This is a genomic window from Noviluteimonas gilva, from assembly GCF_009740395.1.
GTDB classification, from domain to species: Bacteria; Pseudomonadota; Gammaproteobacteria; order Xanthomonadales; family Xanthomonadaceae; genus Noviluteimonas; species Noviluteimonas gilva.
Window position 1 is genome coordinate 1 of the sequence record NZ_WOXT01000005.1, and the last position, 20,759, is coordinate 20,759.

18 protein-coding genes are annotated in these 20,759 nt (G+C 64.2%); 11 read left to right on the forward strand and 7 right to left on the reverse strand.

The features are described 5' to 3' along the window. Positions 1–204 precede the first annotated feature (204 nt). Positions 205–453: an XAC0095 family protein gene (locus tag GN331_RS14120; RefSeq protein ID WP_156642947.1), complete on the reverse strand. Its 249-nt coding sequence runs from the start codon at positions 451–453 to the stop codon at positions 205–207. An 862-nt stretch (positions 454–1,315) separates the two neighbouring features. Beyond that, on the reverse strand, positions 1,316–2,677 hold the full coding sequence (gene pmbA, locus GN331_RS14125; protein ID WP_156643190.1) for a metalloprotease PmbA: 1,362 nt from the start codon (positions 2,675–2,677) through the stop codon (positions 1,316–1,318). 55 nt (positions 2,678–2,732) lie between these two features. Here pmbA and yjgA point away from each other — a divergent pair, with 55 nt between their 5' ends. Beyond that, on the forward strand, positions 2,733–3,275 hold the full coding sequence (yjgA, locus tag GN331_RS14130; RefSeq protein WP_156642948.1) for a ribosome biogenesis factor YjgA: 543 nt from the start codon (positions 2,733–2,735) through the stop codon (positions 3,273–3,275). Between the two features lie 89 nt (positions 3,276–3,364). Here yjgA and tldD read toward each other — a convergent pair whose 3' ends face one another. The 4 genes from tldD to GN331_RS14150 all read right to left on the reverse strand — a co-directional run bounded on the left by tldD (position 3,365) and on the right by GN331_RS14150 (position 10,841). Beyond that, positions 3,365–4,807, reverse strand: coding sequence for a metalloprotease TldD (tldD, locus tag GN331_RS14135; protein ID WP_156642949.1), 1,443 nt, complete (start codon positions 4,805–4,807; stop codon positions 3,365–3,367). A 79-nt stretch (positions 4,808–4,886) separates the two neighbouring features. Further along, positions 4,887–8,741, reverse strand: a complete 3,855-nt coding sequence (locus GN331_RS14140) for a YhdP family protein (RefSeq protein ID WP_156642950.1) — start codon at positions 8,739–8,741, stop codon at positions 4,887–4,889. Positions 8,742–8,778: 37 nt separating this feature from the next. Continuing rightward, complete coding sequence (gene rng / locus GN331_RS14145; RefSeq protein ID WP_156642951.1) at positions 8,779–10,257, reverse strand: ribonuclease G; 1,479 nt, start codon at positions 10,255–10,257, stop codon at positions 8,779–8,781. Further along, entirely contained in the window at positions 10,254–10,841 is a 588-nt protein-coding gene (locus tag GN331_RS14150; protein WP_156642952.1) for a Maf family protein, read from the reverse strand. The genes rng and GN331_RS14150 overlap by 4 nt, the downstream gene beginning before the upstream one ends. 138 nt (positions 10,842–10,979) lie before the next feature. Here GN331_RS14150 and GN331_RS14155 point away from each other — a divergent pair, with 138 nt between their 5' ends. The 10 genes from GN331_RS14155 to GN331_RS14200 all read left to right on the forward strand — a co-directional run bounded on the left by GN331_RS14155 (position 10,980) and on the right by GN331_RS14200 (position 18,438). Continuing rightward, the gene (locus GN331_RS14155; protein ID WP_156642953.1) at positions 10,980–11,723 is read left to right on the forward strand and encodes an SIMPL domain-containing protein; all 744 of its coding nucleotides are present in this window, start codon (positions 10,980–10,982) and stop codon (positions 11,721–11,723) included. 43 nt (positions 11,724–11,766) lie between these two features. Continuing rightward, positions 11,767–11,973 (forward strand): hypothetical protein, encoded by a 207-nt coding sequence (locus GN331_RS14160; RefSeq protein WP_156642954.1) that lies wholly within the window; start codon positions 11,767–11,769, stop codon positions 11,971–11,973. Positions 11,974–12,070: 97 nt separating this feature from the next. Then, a complete protein-coding gene (locus GN331_RS14165) occupies positions 12,071–12,622 on the forward strand; it encodes a hypothetical protein (protein WP_156642955.1) in 552 nt (183 codons plus the stop codon). A 24-nt stretch (positions 12,623–12,646) separates the two neighbouring features. Continuing rightward, on the forward strand, positions 12,647–13,438 hold the full coding sequence (locus tag GN331_RS14170) for a PD-(D/E)XK nuclease domain-containing protein (RefSeq protein WP_231734524.1): 792 nt from the start codon (positions 12,647–12,649) through the stop codon (positions 13,436–13,438). A gap of 51 nt (positions 13,439–13,489) precedes the next feature. Then, positions 13,490–14,062 (forward strand): hypothetical protein, encoded by a 573-nt coding sequence (locus GN331_RS14175; RefSeq protein WP_231734525.1) that lies wholly within the window; start codon positions 13,490–13,492, stop codon positions 14,060–14,062. Positions 14,063–14,470: 408 nt separating this feature from the next. Continuing rightward, the gene (locus tag GN331_RS14180) at positions 14,471–15,370 is read left to right on the forward strand and encodes a hypothetical protein (RefSeq protein ID WP_156642957.1); all 900 of its coding nucleotides are present in this window, start codon (positions 14,471–14,473) and stop codon (positions 15,368–15,370) included. Positions 15,371–15,412: 42 nt separating this feature from the next. Continuing rightward, positions 15,413–16,132 carry a hypothetical protein gene (locus GN331_RS14185; RefSeq protein WP_156642958.1) on the forward strand — a complete coding sequence of 240 codons (720 nt, stop codon included), beginning with the start codon at positions 15,413–15,415 and terminating at the stop codon, positions 16,130–16,132. Between the two features lie 3 nt (positions 16,133–16,135). Next, entirely contained in the window at positions 16,136–16,588 is a 453-nt protein-coding gene (locus tag GN331_RS14190; protein WP_156642959.1) for a toxin-activating lysine-acyltransferase, read from the forward strand. A gap of 58 nt (positions 16,589–16,646) precedes the next feature. Continuing rightward, positions 16,647–17,960, forward strand: a complete 1,314-nt coding sequence (locus tag GN331_RS14195) for a hypothetical protein (RefSeq protein WP_156642960.1) — start codon at positions 16,647–16,649, stop codon at positions 17,958–17,960. Beyond that, the gene (locus GN331_RS14200; protein ID WP_156642961.1) at positions 17,953–18,438 is read left to right on the forward strand and encodes a cysteine peptidase family C39 domain-containing protein; all 486 of its coding nucleotides are present in this window, start codon (positions 17,953–17,955) and stop codon (positions 18,436–18,438) included. Before GN331_RS14195 ends, GN331_RS14200 begins: the two co-directional genes overlap by 8 nt. Here GN331_RS14200 and GN331_RS14205 read toward each other — a convergent pair. Beyond that, positions 18,435–20,744 (reverse strand): hypothetical protein, encoded by a 2,310-nt coding sequence (locus GN331_RS14205; RefSeq protein WP_197427155.1) that lies wholly within the window; start codon positions 20,742–20,744, stop codon positions 18,435–18,437. The two genes, GN331_RS14200 and GN331_RS14205, sit on opposite strands and share 4 nt — an antisense overlap. Positions 20,745–20,759: the final 15 nt, after the last annotated feature.

Here is a 20,759-nt window from a genome sequence, read left to right on the forward strand (position 1 = left end):
CAGGCTCAACCTGCAAGAGCCCTTGATCATCGATTGCGACAGAACGAATCCAGACCTGCATTGGCGGCCTCTGCGGCGGGAGCTGCTGCATTCTAAAGGGTGGCGTCGAATGTCCGCTTTTGGCCGAAAGCGGACATCCGCATTCCACGTGAATCTGCGCGGGCTAGCACCGGCGCGCGCCCCTTCGCGCCGGCGTAGTGCATTTCATCCCTGCTGCGCTGCGCGGTCGATATCCGGGCAGTAGTGGATTTCCTCCACGATTTCGTCCAGGTCACGCGCGATTCGCGAGAACCACCAGCCCAGCGCATCCGGATGAAGCAATTGGTCGTAGCCACTCGCCGCGGTACCTGTGTCGGTGAGCTTGGAGAGCAGACGCAAGTGCTCGCGCAGCCGGATGAGGTCGAACTTGGCGGTCTCGCTGACCACCAGCACGGTGCGTTGTGGATTTCGCATGGGAACCTCCGGTCGATTGCAGTTGAGGCCTTCGCGCCGTCAGGCGGGAAGGAGTCGGGAGGGTAAGAAACCGTCAGAAGTCGGCTGGGCGTTATTCCCCCTTTCGGGGTCTCGTATTCCGCCCCCACCCGACGCAGTACACGCGCCGAAGGACAGCCGCCATGGCGGCCGCATCTGACAGGAGTTCTTACACTCCGAGAGCGATCCTGCAATCGTCTTTGGGTGCAACCAAGCAGACGGATGCCCGTTCCGAGACGGACAGTTCTCACCACTCGCGGAACTGCCAACACTGTCGGGATTGCTCGCTTCAGGTCTGCAACTCGAAACGCCACGTTGCCAACCTGGCCTTCCGAGTCCGCGATTCGATGCTTCGGGTTGCACGACCTCGTGCTTCGCGTCGGCGTACGTGGTGCTTAGGGTCTAACGACGTGGAGCTTCGGCTTCGCAACGTGGCGCTTCAGGTCGAACGACCCGGAGCTTCGGGTCCGCGAAGTGGCGCGTCAGGCCCGAAAACCTGAACTTTAGGGTCTGCGAGGAGGCGCTTCAGGTCGAACGACCCGGAGCTTAGGGTTCTGCGGAGTGGCGCTTCCGGTCCGACGACGTGGGCGTTTGGGTTTGCGACCTGGCGCTTCGGGTCTGAGCGGCGAAAGCTCAAACCACCAGGCTCGTCGCTAAACGAAAACGATCGGCCACCTGCAAAGCTTGCTTTGCAGCCCCCAATGAATGCTCGGGCGAAAGCCCCTGATCGAAGCGACCCGCAAGGTGATGCCCCAGCGTGAGTAGTTTCAGATTTTTTCCCAAAAAATTTGGAACTACTCACGTTCGGGCGGCGCGCTAATGATGGAGCCACGCTCTTGGCGCGTTACTCCCCAGCCACCGTCATCCGCCCAACCAGAATCGACCCGCAGCGAATATGCGAGCGCGGATCCACGTCGGTGCCCACCGCTTCAATCGCGGAAAACATCTTCTTCAAGTTGCCGGCAATCGTGATCCCGTCGACCGCGAACTTCACCTCGCCCTCCTCGACCCAGAACCCCGCAGCGCCACGCGAGTAATCACCCGTCACCGCGTTGACACCCTGCCCCATCAACTCGGTGACCAACAACCCACGCGACATCCCGCGCACCATCGAATCGAAATTCCCCGCGTTCGCCTTGATCCGCAGGTTGTGCACGCCACCGGCGTTCGCCGTCGTCTGCAACCCGAGCTTGCGCGCCGAATAACTCCCGAGCACGTAACGCTGCAACACGCCCCGGTCGATCAACGACGACGCCCGCGTCGCCACGCCTTCCGAATCGAACGACGCCGAACGGAACCCGCGCGCGATGAACGGATCTTCCTCGATCGAAAACCAATCAGGGAACAACTGCGTCCCCACCGAATCGACGAGGAAACTCGCGCGCCGATACAACGCACCACCCGACACCGCACCGAGCAAATGCCCGACCAACGAACGCGCGACCTCGGCCTCGAACAACACCGGCACCTCGCCCGTCGGCAACGACCGCGGCGCCAAACGCGACGCCGCACGCTCGGCCGCACGACGACCGACCGACACCGCCGACTCCAGATCGTCCGCGGAGATCGCCGTCGTATACCAACCATCCCGCTGCATTTGATCGCCCTTCCCGGCGATCAACGCACAACCGATCGTGTGCTGCGTGCTGCGCTCGGCGCCGAGGAACCCGTGCGAATTCGCATACACACCGAGCGACTCACTGCTGCCGACCGACGCACCGTCGCTGTTCTCGATGCGCGCGTCCTGCTCGCGGCCGGCTTGCTCGCACGCGAGCGCGATATCGAGTGCGCGATCGGCATCGACGTCCCACGGATGCCAACCATCGAACTCCCGCAGGTCCTGCGCCATCAACTCCCGCTCGGCCAGGCCCGAGGCCACGTCGTCCTCGGTGTGCCGCGCGATCGCGCAGGCCTGCTCGACCGTGGAGGCCAGGCTCTCGTCGCGCAGGTCCGCCGTGCTGGCGCTGCCCTTGCGCTTGCCGAAATAGACGGTGACCGCGATGCCCCGGTCGCGCGTGGACTCGACCGTTTCCACCGCGCCCATGCGCACGTTGACGTTGAGGCCGTGCTCCTGCGAACAGGACACTTCGGCCTGGGAAGCGCCGGCGGCGCGGCAGCGATCGAGCAGCTCGCGCGCGATGTCCGAAAGCTGGCCCAGGCGGGCGACGCTCTCGTCGCGGGTGGGGACCGAAGCGGTCGTCGACAGGGGGAGGTTGGCCAATGGTCTATCCTTGAAAGCGAACAGAGACAGGAATGAAGCGATGCGCGGCAAGGACCCCGAAACCGGCGAATTCCTCAGCCCCAGCCGCAGCGACCAGCGCCGTGCGGCGCTCGACGTGCTGGCACTGGGCGGCAGGCTGGCGGTGCTGACCGACGCCCAGCTGGAGAAGCTGCCGATTCCCGAAAGCCTGATGCCGCATATCCTCGAAACGCGCCGCATCACCGCGCACATCGCGCACAAGCGGCAGTTGCAGTTCCTGGCCAAGCAGATGCGCCGGGAAGACGAAGAAACGCTGGACGCCATCCGCGATGCGCTCGACGAAAAGGGCGAGGCCTCGCGCAAGGAAGTGGCGGCGATGCACCGCGTCGAAGCCTGGCGCGACCGCCTGATCGACGGCGGCGACGAAGCGCTGGCCGAATTCCTCGACGCCTTCCCGCAATCGGACCGCCAGCGCCTGCGCACGCTGGTGCGCAATGCGATCGAGGAACGCAATCGCAACAAGCCGCCGCGCGCGTTCCGCGAGATCTACCAGGTGGTGCGCGAGGCGATGCAGGCCGCGCCCGAAGAAGGGAATGGGGAATAGGGGAATAGGGAATCGTAATTTCGCAGGGTCTGCAGCCACTGCGCCACGACGATTCCCTATTCCCCATTCCCGCTCTCGCGCGAAGGGCTTCACGCCTGCGTCCCACCCACCGTGAGCTGATCAATCAGCAACGAGGGCTGCCCGACGCCGACCGGCACGCTCTGCCCGTCCTTGCCGCACACGCCCACGCCTTCGTCGAGCGCGAGATCGTTGCCGATCATCTTCACGCGCTGCATGGTTTCCGGGCCGTTGCCGATCAGCGTGGCGCCCTTCACCGGCGCGGTGATCTTGCCGTCTTCGATGAGATACGCCTCGGTCGCGGAGAACACGTACTTGCCGCTGGTGATGTCGACCTGGCCGCCGCCGAAATTCACCGCGTACAGGCCCTTCTTCACCGAGCGGATCATCTCTTCGGGATCGTGGTCGCCGGCGAGCATATAGGTGTTGGTCATGCGCGGCATCGGCAGGTGCGCGAAGGATTCGCGGCGGCCGTTGCCGGTGGGCTGCATGCCCATCAGGCGCGCGTTGTGCGTGTCCTGCATGTAGCCGACGAGCACGCCGTCTTCGATCAGCGTGGTGCATGACGTCGGCGTGCCTTCGTCGTCGATGTTGAGCGAGCCGCGACGATTCGGCAGCGTGCCGTCGTCGACGATGGTCACGCCGGGCGACGCGACGCGCTGGCCCATGCGGCCGGCGTAGGTCGACGTGCCCTTGCGGTTGAAGTCGCCTTCCAGGCCGTGGCCGACCGCTTCGTGCAACAGCACGCCGGGCCAACCGTTGCCGAGCACGACGGGCATGACGCCCGCGGGCGCGTCGATCGCTTCGAGATTCACCAGCGCCTGGCGCAGGGCTTCGCGCGCGAAATGTTGCGGCTTTCCGTCGGCGAACAGTTCGGCGTACGAATAGCGCCCGCCGCCGCCGGCGTAACCGCTTTCGCGGCGCCCATTCTGTTCGACGATGACCTGCACGTTGAGGCGCACGAGCGGACGCACGTCGGCGGCGAGCACGCCGTCGCTGCGCGCGACGAGCACCGTGTCGACGCCACCGGCCAGCGACACCATCACCTGCTTCACGCGCGGATCGGCGGCGCGCAGGAAGCGGTCGATTTCGCGCAGCGCTTCGACCTTCGCTTCGTTGCCCATGCCATCGATCGGATCTTCGGCTGCATAGAGGGAACGACCGGAGCCCGGCACCAACGCGCGCGGTGACGCGGACGAACCATCGCGCGCGATCGCACGCGCCGACTTCGCCGCTTCGATCAATGCAGGCGTGTCGATTTCATCGGAATACGCAAAGCCCGTCTTCTCGCCGGAGATCGCGCGAACACCGACGCCCTGCTCGATCGCATGCGCGCCGTCCTTCACGATGCCGTCTTCCATCGTCCAGCTCTCGCGCCGCGCGTGCTGGAAATACAGGTCGCCGAAATCGATGCCCGGGCCGAGCAAGGTGCCGAAGGCCGCATCGAGTGTCCCGGTGGCCAGACCGGCGGGAACGAGCAGGCGGGTTTCGGCGATTTTCAGCGGCAGGGTCATGGGCGATCCGTGGCGATGCATCGGGGGATGCAGAGGGAGATGGTGCTTCAGGGCGCGTGACGCAACCGCTTGCGGCGGCTCATCCGTTCGGGGAATCGTCGGCCGATGCGCTGGAACGCCCCTGCGGCGCGGATTTCTTGGTGACTTCGACCTTCGGGTCCTTCCAGGGGCCGGTCACGCGATAGGTCTTGGCGGCCAATTGGCCCAGCGGCTTCTTCAGCACCGCGTTGGCCGCCGCGCCGATCGCTGCGCCCACGGGGCCGCCGACGACCGCGCCGGCGACGGTGAGCAGGTTGCCGGCGCGCGGAACGACCTCGACGGTTTGGTCGAAGGTCTGCGTCTGCAGATCGGCGGCGCCGCGGATCTCGATCTGCGCCGCGGGGCTGTCGATCGTGAGGTCGTCGGTGCGCGCCTTGCCCTGCGACAGGCGCACATGCCCGTCGATGCGATTGAACGCCAGGCCCTTGGAATAGAAATCGCGGAAGTCCAGCAGCATGCGCTTGGGCAACTGCGCGATGCTCAGCAGCCCGAGCACGCGGCCCGCACCGGGTTCGATCTCCAGCAGCGTGCCTTCCTTCACGTCGAGCGCGAGCGTGCCTTCGACGCCGCGCGCGCCGAACTCGCGCGGCGCGCCGGGCCAGGTGGCATCGAACTTCGCCGTGCCCTTCCCGCTCGCCAACTGGCCGGCAAAACCGAAGCCGTCGAGCAACTTGCCGAAGTCCTGGCTCTCGATCTGCAGGCCGACGCGCGTGCGCGCCGCGGCGCCCATGCCGCTCCAATCGCCGGTCACGGCCACTTTGTGCTGGTCCGATTGCGCCTGCAGGGTGTCGAAGCGCATGCCGGTCGCGGTCGGGCGCGTGCGGATCGTCGCCTTGCCGAGCGACAGCGCGTTGATCTTCAGGTCGGCGACGTCGAAGGCCAGCGGCGGAATCGACGCAGGGTCGATCGGATGCGCATCCGGCACCGGCGGTGCGGCAGGCGTAGCCGTGGCGGATTTCGCCGGCGACTTCCAGTACGCGCGTTCCATGCGGCCGCTGATCGCCGCGCCCTTCGCGTCGGGCACCGTCGCGGTGCCGGCGAGCGCCGGGCCGCTGACGACGACCGTGGCCGCGTTGTTGCCCGAGGGCGTGACCTGCACGCGCGCATCGGGGAACACGCCGCCGAGCAGGACCAGGCGATCGGTGCGCAGGTCGATGCGCTGCAGCGGCATGGCGTTGCCCTTCGCGCCCGCGTCGTTGCCCTTGCCGCTTTCGGCGATGCCGATCCAATCGATGAGATCGAGCGACGGCGCATGCCCCGTCGCGATCAACCCCGAGGCCGGCGGTGGTTCGTCGACGCGATCGCTGCCGAGTTCGACGCGCAATCCGGTCTGGTCGCCGCGCGTGCGCGAACGCAAGGCCGCGACCTTCGCGAATGCCACGCGCACTTCACCTTCCCCCAGCGGGAGATCGGCTTCGATGGTCGCGGGCAAGGCCGCACTCGCCGGCTTGCGCAACGGCGCGGGCAGATCGAGCGTCGTGCCCACGAGCGTGGAGCGCAGCGTCAATTTCGTGGGCGGCGCATTCGCGCCCGTCGCCTTCGGCAATGCAACGGCGACCGTCCACGGCGACCGCCCTTCGACATAGCCGCGCAACCAACCCAGGTTCCCCGCGCGATCGATGAGCGCCTTCGCGTCCATCGTCACCTGCATGTCGGCTTCGAACGCCTGCGCCTTGTCGCGCACGAAGGCCGTGCCCGCGCGCAGGCCGAGCGTGCCCGGCTGCCCGTCGTGGAGCACCGACAACGCATTCGCCGCGAAGCCGCCGTCGCCGTAATCCGCCTTGCCGCGCACGTCTTCGAACGCGAGGTCCCAACGCTTCTCGCGCAGGCGCGCGCCCTTGAGTTCGACCGTGCCCTTCGTGCGGCCCGGCACCGTCGTGGCATGCAACGGCAGCAGCATGTCGAAGGTGACGTCCGCCGGTCCGCTGGCTTCGATGTTCGCCAGGGTTTCGGCGTTGTCCTTGTTCAACGGGCTGTGTTGCAGCAGGTTGAGCAGCTTGGATGCATCGCTCCCGCCATTGGCCTGCACGTACAGTTCCGACTTGCTGAAATCCGGGATGCCCGCGCGGATCTGCGAAATCCCGACGCCCGCGAGCGCGCCCTTGCCTTCGACGGAAAACCCGTTGCCGACGAAGCTGATCGGACCTGAGAGGCCATCGGTCGCGGGCCAGTCCGGCGAGAACTTCACGATCGCGTCCTCGAGTTCGGCGTCCGCGCGGAACAGGCCGTTCTGGTGCAGGAAGGGCCAGTCGTCGAGATCGCCGGAGATGATCGCGCGGCCGTTCTTCAGCGTGCCGCCGACGAGCGCGGTGTCGAGCCAGCGTTCCGTCGCGTCTGGCATCAAATGACGGACGAGGAAGCCCTTGCCTGTCGGAAGCGGTGTGGGATCGATGTCGACCGCGAAGTCGATCCACGGTCGCGTGCCGTCGTTCTGGAACCACAGGCCGCCGCGCGCATGCACGCCGAAGTCGCGGCCGCGAACGCGGAACGCATCGGTGCCCACGCGCCAGCCCGCGCCTTCGCGCCACAACGCGATGCGCCCGGTGAGCGCCACCGGATGCACGACGCCGAAGCCGGCCGGCCAATCGAAATCGACGGTGGATTTCGGATCGGCCGTGAACACCAGGCCGTCGGCATCGCCGAGGATGTCGCCCGCGAGATTGCGCATGCCGGGCGAATTTCCGACCGGCGCGAAGCCCACGCCCGAAATCGTGCCGTGCGCCTGCAATGCACCCGCCTGCATGCCGACGACTTCGACCTGCTGCAAGAGCGCCTGCGGTTTCGCGAGCAGGATCCAGCGCCGCAAGCCGGCGTCCATGCGATCGCTGAGCGCGGCGGCCGCGAGCAAGGGACCGGCCGCGACGCGATCGGCGCGCAGGCCGAAACGCGTGCCGCCGATCAGCAGCAACCCGTCGAGTGTTTGTTGGCCGCCGTCGGAATGGATGCGCAGCTTCGGTGCGTCGAAGCGCCATTCGCCGTTGGCGTGTTTCAGGCGCGCGCGCATTTCCACGTGCCCGAAGCGCGCCTGCGGCACGCGCACGCCGCTCGCATCGCGCAAGGGCGCGCCGCGCAGGGCAACGTCGTCGAGCGCCGCGTCGGTGATGATCGACGCAACGCGATGTCCGCGCAGTTCCGCCCACGCTTGCGCACGCCCGCGACCGGATTGCGCTTCCACGCCCATGATGTGCAGCAGTGGCGCCCACGCGCCGAGATCGGCTTTCATCGCACCGGCATAGGCGTGTCCGTCGCCGAGCTTGCGATCGAAGTCGAGCGCGGCGTCGAGCGGCGAGACATTCGGTCGCATCCACGCACGCATGCCGCTGCGGATGCGGTCGCCTTCCACGCGCAGGCGCAGATCGATGCGCGGCACCTTTGCGTCGATGCCGAGCGTCGGCGCGATCACATGCAACCGCCCGCCGATGATCTGCAATTCGCCGAGGCGTTCGAGCGCGGCGAAGGGATCGCCGCCTTCCTGTTGCTGTCCGGGCAAGCCGCGCACGGACCAGAAGCCGTCGGCCGCGCGTTCGACCGTCAGGTCCAAACCGCGCAGGCGCAATTCGGAGAACGTGCCGCCCGGCAACAGGCCGCCGTAGAGAGAGACGAGCATTTCGGTATCGCCGATGACGACCGATTGCGCGCCGTCGCCCAGGCGCAAATCATCCAGGCGCAGCAACGGACCACGACGCGTCCACGCCGTTTCGACCTTCGCGAAATGCACCGGCCGCCCCGCGCGTTCGCTGAGCCACGCGGCGATGCGATCGGGATGCCGCTCGGCGAGCGGCAACAACTGCTTCGCGATGCCGACCAGCAACGCGACGAAAATCACCGCAACGAGCGCGCCGTAGCCGACAAAGCGTCGCGCATGCCGCATCCGGCGTCGAAAGGGAGTCGGCATCTACCGTTTCCCGTTTCCCGTTTCCCGCGTTCCGCTCTCAGAGCAGCACGACATCGAACTGCTCCTGCAGGTATTGCTCGTCCGCCTGGAACCGAATCGACTTGCCGAGGAATTCCTCCAGCTCCGCCACCGCCGCGCTTTCTTCGTCGGTGATGCGCGCGACCACTTTCGGCGAAGCGATCACCAGCAGGCGCGCGGCTTCGAACTGCCGCACCGCGCGCGTGATCTCGCGGAAGATTTCGTAGGTCACGGTTTCGGAGGTCTTGAGCGTGCCGCGCCCGCCGCATTCGTGGCAGGGCTCGCACAGCTGGCGCTCGAGCGATTCGACGGTGCGCTTGCGCGTCATCTCGACCAGGCCGAGCGGCGAGAAGTCGTACACCGTGGTCTTGGCGTGGTCTTTGGCGAGCGACTTCTCGAGCGTGCGCAGCACCTGGCGGCGGTGCTCGGCGTCGGTCATGTCGATGAAGTCGATGATGATGATGCCGCCGAGGTTGCGCAGGCGCAGTTGGCGGGCCACCGCCTGCGCAGCTTCGAGATTGGTGCGGTAAACGGTTTCCTCGAGATTGCGTTGACCGAGGAAGGAGCCGGTGTTCACGTCGACCGTCGTCATCGCTTCGGTCTGGTCGATCACGAGATAGCCGCCGGACTTCAGCGGAACCTCTTTTTCGAGCGCGTGCTGGATTTCGTCTTCGACGCCGTACAGGTCGAAGATCGGGCGCGCGCCGCTGTAGGGCTCGATCTTTTCGGCCAGGCCCGGCATGTATTGGGCGGCGAAGGTCTGGAGCCGGTCGCAGGTTTCGCGCGAATCGACTTTCACCTTTTCCACGTCGCGGCGGATCAGGTCGCGCACCGCGCGCAGCGGCAGCGTGAGGTCTTCATAGATGCAGGCGCCGACCTTCGTCGTGCCCTGCTGGTCTTCCACCAGCGCCCACACGCGGCTGAGGTAGGCGATGTCTTCGGCGAGCGCTTCGGCGGGCTGGCCTTCGGCATTGGTGCGCACGATGTAACCCTGCTCGCCACCGCCCGCGAATTCCGCGACGAGGCCCTTGAGGCGCGCGCGTTCGGCTTCGTCTTCGATGCGCGAGGACACGCCGACCACGCGCGACTGCGGCAGCAGCACGAGGTAGCGCGAAGGAATCGACAGTTGCGTCGTCAGGCGCGCGCCCTTGCTGCCGATCGGGTCCTTCACCACCTGCACGATGACGTCCTGGCCTTCGCGCAACAAATCGAGGATCGGGCGCGACTGCGCGGGCGGCATCGGGGCGTCTTCGCCGGCGACCGCGGGTGCGGCGCGCACGATGTCGTTGGCGTGCAGGAAGGCCGCGCGGTCCAGGCCGATGTCGACGAACGCCGCCTGCATCCCGGGCATCACGCGCTGTACGCGGCCCTTGTAGATGTTGCCGACCACGCCGCGCCTCCAGCCGCGTTCGATGTGCAGCTCCTGCAGCATGCCGTTCTCGACCACGGCCACGCGGGTTTCGCGCGGGGTGACGTTGACCAGGATCTCTTCGCTCATGCGCGTGCGTCCCCGGTCGGTGTGATTCCGAATTCGCGCAGCAAGCGCGCGGTCTCGTACATGGGCAGGCCCATCACGCCGGAGAAGCTCCCGGCCAGGTGCGCGATCAACACCTGCGCGCGCCCCTGGATGCCGTAGGCACCGGCCTTGCCGTTCCACTCGTGGCTTGCAAGGTATGCGGCGATGTCCTCTTCCGACAACGTGGCAAAGGTCACCTGCGATTCGGAGACGACCTGCGCTTCACGTCCGGCGCTCACCACGCTCACGGCGGAGATCACCTGGTGCGTGCGGCCGGAGAGGCGGCGGAGCATCGCGGCGGCGTCGTCGGCATCGCGCGGCTTGCCGAAGACTTCGTCGTCGAGCACGACTTCGGTATCGGCGCCGAGCACGACCGCGCCCGAGGTGGCCATCACCTGCAACAGGCCGGCGCCCGCTTTCTCGCGGGCGACGCGACGCACGTAGTCGTCCGCGCCTTCGGAAGGACCGCGGTGTTCGGGGATGTCGAGCTCGAGGGTGCCGAACGTGTATCCCAGGCGGGACAGCAGTTCGGAGCGTCGAGGGGAACGCGAGGCGAGATGCAGCATCGGCGGGAGTCTAACCCGCGGCTGTACGCCGACATTCGCGCCGTTTCGGCTTGACCCCGTAAAGGCTCACAGTTCGTTCACTCCGCCGCACGACAGTGCCGCGATACGGAAAGCACACCCCCATCCATGGAGCCTTGCATGACCTTTCGACCCCTGACGCTCGCCACCGCCCTCGGCCTCGCCCTCACCTTCGGATCCGCCATGCCGACCCACGCCCAGAGCGCCACCCAGACCGCCCCCATTCCCGCCGACGGCACGCTGCTCTCGGTGTCGGCCCAGGCCGAGTCCCGCCGCGTGCCCGACGTGGCGACGATCTCCGCCGGCGTGGTCACGCAGGCCGCCGATGCGAACGCCGCGATGCGCGACAACGCCACGCAGATGGACGCGGTGATGAAGGCCGTGCGCGCGGCCGGCATCGCCGAGCGCGACATCCAGACCGCCGGCATCTCGGTGCAGCCACAATACAAGTACGCCGAGAACACGCCGCCGACGATCACCGGCTACCAGGCCAGCAACACCGTGAACGTCAAGGCGCGCGACATCGGCAAACTCGGCAAGGTGCTCGATGCGCTCGTCGCCAGCGGCGCCAACCAGATCAACGGCCCGACCTTCGACGTCGACAAGCCGGAACCTGCGTTCGACGAAGCGCGCCTGGCCGCGCTGGAGAAGGCCAAGGCACGCGCCGAAACCTACGCCAAGGCAATGGGCCTGCGCGTGCGCCGCGTGGTGAGCATCGCCGAAGGCGGCACGGCGCGTCCGCCGATGCCGTACATGATGCGTGCGCAGGCCAGCGACATGGCGATGGCCAAGGAGACCTCGGTCGCGCCGGGCGAAACCACGCTGTCGGTGAGCCTTGACGTGGTTTTCGAACTGGGTCAGTAACACTGCGGCCATCGCGCATCGCGCGCACTCGCAGGACAGCGCCATGGCCGACAAGCAACGCGACACCCCGCCCGCGGCAGACCCGCGGGCGGGCCGTAATCCCGGATACGCCGAAACGCAGCCGCGCGACAAGGGCGATGCGCAGGCGAAGGTGCCGAAGCCGGGGAATCAGCCGGACGAACCCGGCATCGATCGCGATACGGATGAGCAAGCGGACCCGGCGAAGGGGCCGGGGTCCGGGCGGCAGTAGGGGCGCAGGTTCAAATCCGGCCCCGGCTACTAAGCATTACATCGGGGCAATCGGGTTATATGCGACAGTTTTGCACGGCTGTTCAGGGGGCAGGAGAATGGATGGCGACGACGCTATTCGCATTTGGGGTGTTGTGGGTCCGCTTCTAGTCGGTGCGCTGGGCGCGTTCTGGGCGAGAAAGATTCAACGCGAAGATCGGCAGGATGAACGGCGACGCGAAGCTGATAAAGCTAAGCGAGACGAGGGCCGGGCGGAACGGCAGCACAAACGCCAAGTCATCGCGGAGCAACTTGAGGAGCCGCAGCGGTCTTGCGCCTCATACCTTGCATGCACTCAGGACATTATTGAGAAGAAGGCTTCACTGGTATCAAAACCGAGCCAGAAAACAGAGCAAGAGCATAGCGAGTCACTTCAGCGATGGGGCGACAGCTATGCGTTGCTGATGATTCTTGGCAGTAAGGATCTGGTAAACACGGCAATTGAACTCTGGAATGCTGCCATCAAGTTTCACGTTGATGTTTCTCGTGATCTAACGGCCGAAGAAGAAGAGATTGTGAAGGTTTACAAGCAGAAGAAGTTGGTCTACCAGAAAGCGGCGCGCGCGGAAATTCAAACACTCCGCGAACAACTGGTTGAGGCGGTGAATTAGGGGTGCCGCCAAAGGAGGGGAGTCTTGGAACCGAATCGAGCAATCGAGATCCTTGAGCGCCAGAAAGGTGCAACAGGTGAGCTTCGCGCACTTGGGTCCAGCGACCCTGCGTTTGCGAAATGGAAGCGTGATACGGAGATTGCAATTCAGAGAATTTTTGGCGACTCAAGCCGCCACTTCACTGACTTCTCAAAAATCTCGTACAGCCTTGGGGCTTGGTCTACGGGAACCCCTGACTACAAATTTCACGAGGCGTTCCTGCAGGGGCTGGACAAAGCCGAAGCAATTCTTGCGTCGATGGTTGATGAGATTAACGAGTATGAGGTCGGCCCGGAAGAACAAACGGATCGGCCTGACTACCTATCTTTAATCGAACAGGTGTGTTTGCGTTTTCATTCGATGGCCCGGCAGTTGCGCTCGCGTCATGCAAAACGCCCAACCCTTGAGATTGATGACGAATACGACGTGCAAGATTTGCTGCATGCAGCGTTCAAGCTGCACTTTGATGATATTCGCGCAGAGGAATGGACGCCGAGCTACGCAGGCGGATCGTCGCGAGTTGACTTCCTGCTCAAGCAGGAACGAATAGTTGTAGAAGTTAAGAAGACGCGTTCTTCGATGAGCATGAGTGATTTGGGTGCTCAGATTCTTATTGATATCGCAAGGTACGAACGACATCCAGATTGCGGGCTGCTCGTATGTTTCATTTATGACCCGGAAGGGAGAATAGGGAACCCGGTTGGGCTAGAGCGGGACCTGGAATCCCATTCGGGAAAGTTGAAGGTCCGTGTAATCGTCGGCCCGAAGGGCCACTGATCCGTCCTGCAATCGGAGCCTCCGAGCAATTCACAGAACATGGAGGGCGAAATGACTTGCTTCCAATACGATGTCGATTGGCAAGCGGCCGGCGCCGTAATCACGGCGATTGCTGCCCTCATAGCACTCTATGTCGGAGTTTGGCCAACGCTTGTCGCAGCCAAGCAACGAAAGTCGCGAGCGAGGGCTTACGGCACTCTGTTAGCCGCTCGTCTGAACCGCACCGCTTTGAATGCCGAAGTCGCGAGCCGGCTCGCGAATCTTGAGCCGAAATCCGTCGCGCGCTTCAATACCGCCGTCGAATGGGGCGTGGCACTTGACCACGAGCGCATTGCCGAAGCGTCGTCGCAACTTCACCTGTTTGATGAGGTTTTGGCTAGGCAAATTTCCGCAGCTTTTGCGGACATGGAAACGACCCGCGTGCTGCTGATGCCCGCGGGTGCGCCAATTAAGAAAGCGCTTGGTGCGGATTTAGCCCAGCCCAACCTCGGAGGGCTACTTCTCGCTCAGGCGCAGTCGGTCAACCGCGCGAGGGAAGGGCTCTACCAGTTCGTGTACGCCAAGCCGCCCGAAGACATTACAGTCGCAGCAGCCGAAGTCGTAGCCGCCAAAGACCCGGGATGACCAGTTCTTCTGTTTTTCGACAGCGGTGAGTAAATGGAGAAGGACGCCCCGCCTTGATGGCAGCCTCTCGTCGGTCGTCCACCGATCGCAACGTAGCTGCTAAGGTCCACGCGGGTTTCTTGTCGTCTGGACAGTGAAGGAGGGCGATAGACTCAACGCGCCGGAGAAAAGTTTGCGCTTTTCCAAAGATCGCAGACGCGCCTTCGATGCTTCCGCCCCTCCCCCATACCTTGACGCCAAGTATCAGATTGGCGGCAAAGTGGACCCCTGCACCAAGCTCGATACCGTGCCGTGCACGCCTCGGGCCACAGAACGACACGAATCGTCTCGTATTGCATCCGCTGCGCTGTAGCTTCCGATCGACTTGGGTATGGTTCGACGCAAGTACCACAGAGCCGTGGATCGCGAATGCCCAACCCGCGCGTCATTGTTGCGATGGTTCTTGCGCTCGGCTTGGTCGCAGGTGGCTTCGCCATTCGCATGAAGCCTGGAGAGTCGGCTCAGAAGCGGCTTGAATCGAGCGGGCTTCGCACAGGCCCGAGCGCAGTTGTCGAGCGCAGCGTTCCCTCCTCTGCGAAGGCAATACGGCCTCTCCAGGCCGACGAGCGCTCGCTGGATCCACGCATCGTTGCCTTCCGCAACCTCAACGCTTGCGAGAAATATGCGAGGCATCGTGACTTCGTCAGTGAGCTCAAGACCGACCCGTACTCGTGGTTGAACCGAGACGAGACACGCAAGCTGATGTCCTCCGACGATCTTCGCGACGCCGAAGCAACCGTTGCCTTCGTCGAGAACAACGCGCAGCGCTGCGAGCCGGTTCGCCCCCGCACGATTGAATCCAACATTGCGCTCTACGAGTCTGCGTTGGCCGCAGCGCTCGCCGGCGACAGGATGGCGGCGCGGTGCTTCGTACTTGCTCCTTGGCCGTCATCCGTCGGGGACGACGCGCCGCATCAGCGCCTTCAGGACATCTACGTCTCGAATGTCGAGGGCCTTGTGACGACGGGCATCGACGCAGGCGATCTGGACATGGTGCGCTTGGCTGGTGCGATTCGCGCGACGCATGGCCACGGCCTTGTCGCCATCGGCCTTCCTTACGACGCCAGGAAGGCTTACGCCTATCTCCAGTTGCAGGCCTTGTTCGCACGCGAGCCCGAAGCAAGGTCGATCACGACCTCCATAGAACGACTGGCGCACGAGTTGAAGCCCGACGAACAAGCCGCGGAAGACGCGTGGGCAAAGGCGACGTTCGCGAAGTCCTTCGCATCTCGCCCCTATTCCGCCCCCCTTCCCGCGTGCGACCGCTGAGGCGCGCGCTTACTGATCCCCCCGGTGCAAAAGGAACCTGCAATGCGAATGCTGACTGATGCCGAGATGGACGCCATCTTCGGCGGCGATGGCAACTACACACAGACATTGGACACTGTGACAGTGACAGGTAGCAGGGTCACGGGTAGCGGGGGCTACTACATGCCCGGCCTGAGCGGGTTCCTCAAGGAAGAAACCTCGGGCGGTTGCTCATGGTGCTACGCCTACTACCAATCGATGTTCCGTTCGATTCCGGCCGATCAGGTACCGACGAAGGAGCGGGTGACATGCGTGGCGAATGCGACCGCGCTCCCCGGTAAAGGATTCAAGCCCTCATACACACTGCATGTTCTGCCGCAACGCGTGTTTCGCAATCCGTCGCTAAGCAATGGGCAAACCTCCTGGATTCACCGCGGCGGGCAGGGCAACTCGACATCCGGCGTTCCCGGCTACACCGCGCAGGTCGGCGGCCTGACCATCAGCGCTTCGAACGGTAAGGGCGTGACCTACGTCTACGCAGGTGGAATGGTTCCGGGCAGCATCATGCCTGGCTATATCGATCCCCTGACGAACCAACCCGGCACCCTGACGGGCGAGCTCACGCGCGCTGAGCACCTTGCGTACGTGATCGCACACGAAACCTACCACCAGCATCACGCATTTACCGAGGCGAACACGGACGAGAATCGCGCCAATGGTTGGGGCGTCCATGCGGTGAAGCGGATGCGGGAAGGCGCGGCGGCGCATTGCCCCGCGAGCTGATCGATGGCTGCGCTTCATGCGCCGACACTTGAGCCCGTCGGCGGCGCGTCCAACGAGTATTTCGCGCGCCTGGGCGAAATCGCCGGCGTCATGCTGCAGAGCCCCCTGCATCGCAGGTTCCAGATCGCCTCGCTGGCGGTCTGGATCGAACCCGCTCTGCTGTTGGAGCAAGTCGCGGTCCTGTACGACCGCGACGGCGTTCCGCTCGCCTATGTGGCGTGGGCGCAACTGTCTCAAGACGTATTGGCGCGGGTGTCGGCGGACCCTCGAACGATGCTCCATATCTCGGAATGGAACGAGGGCGAGTGCCTTTGGATCGTGGACTTCGGAGCGCGGCGCGGTTATGCACACAAAGTTTCGAGAATCCTTCGTCGCTCAGTATTCAAGTCCTTTGATTCGGTCGCCTATCGACGGGCAACGGGACAAACGCGCTCATTCAGCCGCAAACCCGGCTGACGTTGCACGATCGATCGAGGTACTTGAAGCGACTCCCGACTTTGGCGAACCCACATTCGTGGCTTTCCCCGTCAGGCAATTGCGTTCGCCGATCGCTGTCTGGCTCAACTCGCGCTGGTTCCTCTCGCATGGATTCGATGTTCGCGAGTCCGGCGCCCGCCAACAAGTTGAAGCATGGTTGATTCGGCGCTTCGCGTTCGCGGTCTTCGAAGAGGGTGTGGATGCACGCGCATTCTCTTCCGAAGCATCCGTCTTCCATGCCGAGCGATACGGCGCGACCGGACTTTCACCCAACGGCGGTGGCGGCCGCGCAGGCATCGCACACGGCTTCTGCGTGAAAGGTATCGGAAGAACGCCGCTGGTCGGCAAGCGAGCAGACTGGCAGCACGCAAACGGACACTTGCTCATCGAGGAGGCACTTCGCGAGGCGATCTGGTCGGAAATCATGGAGCGAAGGCGCCCAGGCTCCGCAGTTCCCACGATTGCAGTGCTCGACACGGGTATCTTTGCCGACCCCGTCGACCCACGCACGCGCCGGGCGCTCCTGGTGCGGCCGTTCGAAGCGCGGTTGGCGCACTTCGAGCGCGCCACGTTCTTCGAGCCGCTTGCGTCGATGCCTCGTGCGCAGGTCATCGACGCCGAGCGCACGGCGTTGGCCGTAAATAAGTTCGCGTCCACCGAGAATGCCGCGCGAAAAGGCCTGCGTTCGGCGTTCGCAGCATTGGCAGGTCACATCGCCTACGGACATGTGCATCGCTTGTTCCATGGCGGCCTGTATTCGGCAAACGCGACCACACGTGGATTGCTTCTCGACTTCGGCTCCACGCGCCAACTGGCCGACTGGTCGCCCGCCTCGTTCACGGACAACGGCGTTCGCTTTGGCGAGGAGATGAAACAACTCCGCGACATACTGCGATCGCTCGCTTACTACTTCAGGAAGTATGGCGCGATCGAAGATGGCGATGCGCTCCAACGAAACGTGTGGCAGGCCGCTCTGCGTGCCTACGCGACAACCGTCGCAAGCGAGACGCTTGATGTGTTCGGCTTGAAGAGTGAAAGCGAAGCGTCGCTCAGACGCAGCGCACTGCATTTCGCGCGTTCTCAGTTCCGGGTCCAGCAGGGCCGCAATCGCCACGCGATGCCCCCAGATGGAGCCTGTTCCACGCGCTTGCAGGAGCACGTTGCGTTGGCGCGTCAGGCTCTCGCAAATCGCCCTTTGACGCGCGAACGGGTGCAGGGACGTCTACACGAAGCGCTTGATCATGCGGGCTCGGGTGGAGACCCACGAGCGCCCGAGATGCTGGACGAGCTTGCCGAATCCTTGATATCGGCTGGCCTGCCCATGCCGGCGGAGGAGCCCCGCGTTGCTTGATCCGCGCCCCAGGCCCCGTCTGACTTTGCTGCGCATCACCCCGCCACTGCCCATGGTGTATCAAGCGCACCCGATGGAGTGCGGTCTTGCCTGCATCAGCATGCTGACCAGCTTCTACGGACATCCCGTGACAATGTCGCACCTTCGTGGACGCTACGATGTCGGCAAGATCGGACTGAGCGTCAACGCCCTGCTAACGGTGTTTGCGGACTTGGGGCACGCCGCAGTCGCCATTGACGCCACGCTGTCCGACCTGGCCGGCCTCGACGTTCCGTCGATCATCCACCTCTATCCGGGCCACTACGTCGTCCTTCGCCGACAGACTTCCACCAAGGCCGAAATCTTCGACCCTGCATCGGGTCGGTCTCGCATTTGCGTGTCGGCATTGGCCGAGCGCTACTCGGGTTCCGCGATTGTCCTCTACCCTGCTGAGGGACGGGTGGCACAGTCTCCCCACTACGTAACGCTTCGATTCTAGCTGGGCCGTTTGCGGTGTCGTCGGATCAGAAGCGGGGCCGCCATCCATATCGCCAGGATTGAAGCACTTCCTGCGTTGAAGCGATCCAGGTAGATCAGCCCCACCGACATCACCGCGGACGCGACGCCGAGCAGGTCCATCGCATACAGGAAGCGACGCCCCGAGCGATCCCCTTTGAACGACGACGCGCGCCATCGCATCAATCCGCGTCGCGTTACCAGGCTGCAACCCACGCAGACCATGGCGTCAACGGCCACGGCAGCCATCAACGGCAGTGAGGCAAGCTTGAACCCGACGTCCGCGACGGTGGCGACAACGATCCTGCCGATCCGAGCCGGCTGTTGAACGGCGCCCAAGACCAGCAACAGAACGGCCTGGAATGCGATTGCACCCCATGCAAGGGTCAGCAGCCAAGGCGCTCCGTCCATGGCAGCCCATGCGGCCAGGGAGAAGGTGGCGATCGGCAACGAAAGGTTTCGGATCTGGTGGAGCACCACGATCTTCCAGTACAGACCGACGTCTGCGCTGCGTCGGTGGCCGAAGAGATAGACCGCCAGATTCTGCAAATCCCCTCGCATCCAGCGATGCGAGCGGATGGCCGAGTCGAGCATTGAGTCCGGCACCGATTCTGCCAACGCTGCGGTTCCTACGAAGAGCGGGTGCAGCGCATCGCTCTCGATCGTGTCGTGGCTAAGAAGCACGCCGATCGGATAGCGTCCTTCCGACAGCGCGTCGTGCGCACGAATGTCGTAGAAAATCTTCCCGCGATTGAGCTCCACTCCGAAAACATCGAACGCTGTGCTTCTGAACGCTATGTCGAGTTTGGAATCGGCATCGATCGTCGTTCGGGCCGCAAGCCCGGGAATGGGATAACGCGATGCGTCCTTTTTGCACGCCATGATCGCGGGCACAGCCGCCACATGTCCGGAAACGAGTTCGCGTCGACCACCCCTGACGCGGAGCATCGGCGCATTGGACGGATGCGCAAGCGCCCCGGCGAGATGTTGGACGCAATCACGGGTCAGCTTGGTGTCTTCGTCGATACAGAAAGCAAATTTGAAGCGACGTAACGATTCGGCCCTCTGAGCATCGACATTGAGAAAGGCATTGGCCCGACCCGCAACCAGCGCGGAGAAAGCCTCGATCTTTCCCCGCTTCCGTTCGGATCCGCGCCATTCGCGATCATCGGGAGCGAACTCGCGTCCACGAGCGATCAGGAAGAATGCATCGCGACCGTATTTGACGTTCAACTGTGCGACGCCGGCTTCGCCGTAAGACAGCAGCTCCAGATCGAGTTCCGACGGCTCTTTGTTCCTCGCGTCCAAGAAGTCAGCCAGCAACACCACGGCGACGTTCGTGTCGTTGGCGATCCGATAATTGCGCTCAGCCAGTTTCAGGATCGCGTGCAGGTTGTCCTTTGACTGCAACAGCATGGGCACGAGGATCGCAGTTGCGCAGTTCTTGGGAAGGCCGTCCTGAACAAAGTCGAGACTGTGATCCAGATGGCGACGTCCGAGTCCGCCGACGCGGTCGACGAATTGGGCTGCCATCTCGGATGTTGAAAGCGTGGCCAGCGCGACGGCAGCCCAAATAGCCCAGGCGTGCGCGTCATCGGGCGTCATGGACCAGAACAGCCCCGAGAGCAGCGCCAGCACAGCACAGAATCCCGCCGCGTGAGCAACCGCTCGCATCCCGAGCGAACGCATCGCGTCGTGATTGCGCCTGAGAAGCGACCCCGCGGCAGTCGCATCTCTGGCGACTTGATCTGGCGGCTGGCCCATCCGATCGGCCAGTACTTCGATGCGAAGCCGATAGTCATGTTTCGTCTGACGTGTCATCCGCGCGTACACGCCTGTCGGATCGCTGGTCAGTTCCGCCTCGTAGGGGCACGCCAGCGCCTCATTCCTCTCGATGCATCGAAAGGTTGCCGCCACTGCCTCGATCAACAAGGCACGTCGTTCATCGGATGCCGCTAGCCTCAAGTCCTCCATCAAGTGCACGGCGACCAGCGGAACGAATAGTCGTCGAATGGAGTAACGCTCCGTGGCGAAGGACCCGAGGGCGTGCCGAAGCGCGGCCTCTTCCTCTTTGGGTTGGTGCGCCACTCGATTAGCAGCCGAGGCGGCGGACGTCGTGAGTTCCTTGGCTTCCAGCGGAAACCTGCGGTCGGCTGCCGCAATGTCAGGCAGCACGAAGGCCCGCAGGTACCGGACGCACGCCCCGAGATACGCGGCATCGCCGCCGAAGTTCGGCAGGTCGGCCGCCAACCCGTCGATACGATGCCGCGCCCAGCGTTCGAGCCTCATGGGCCTTCCGAGTCA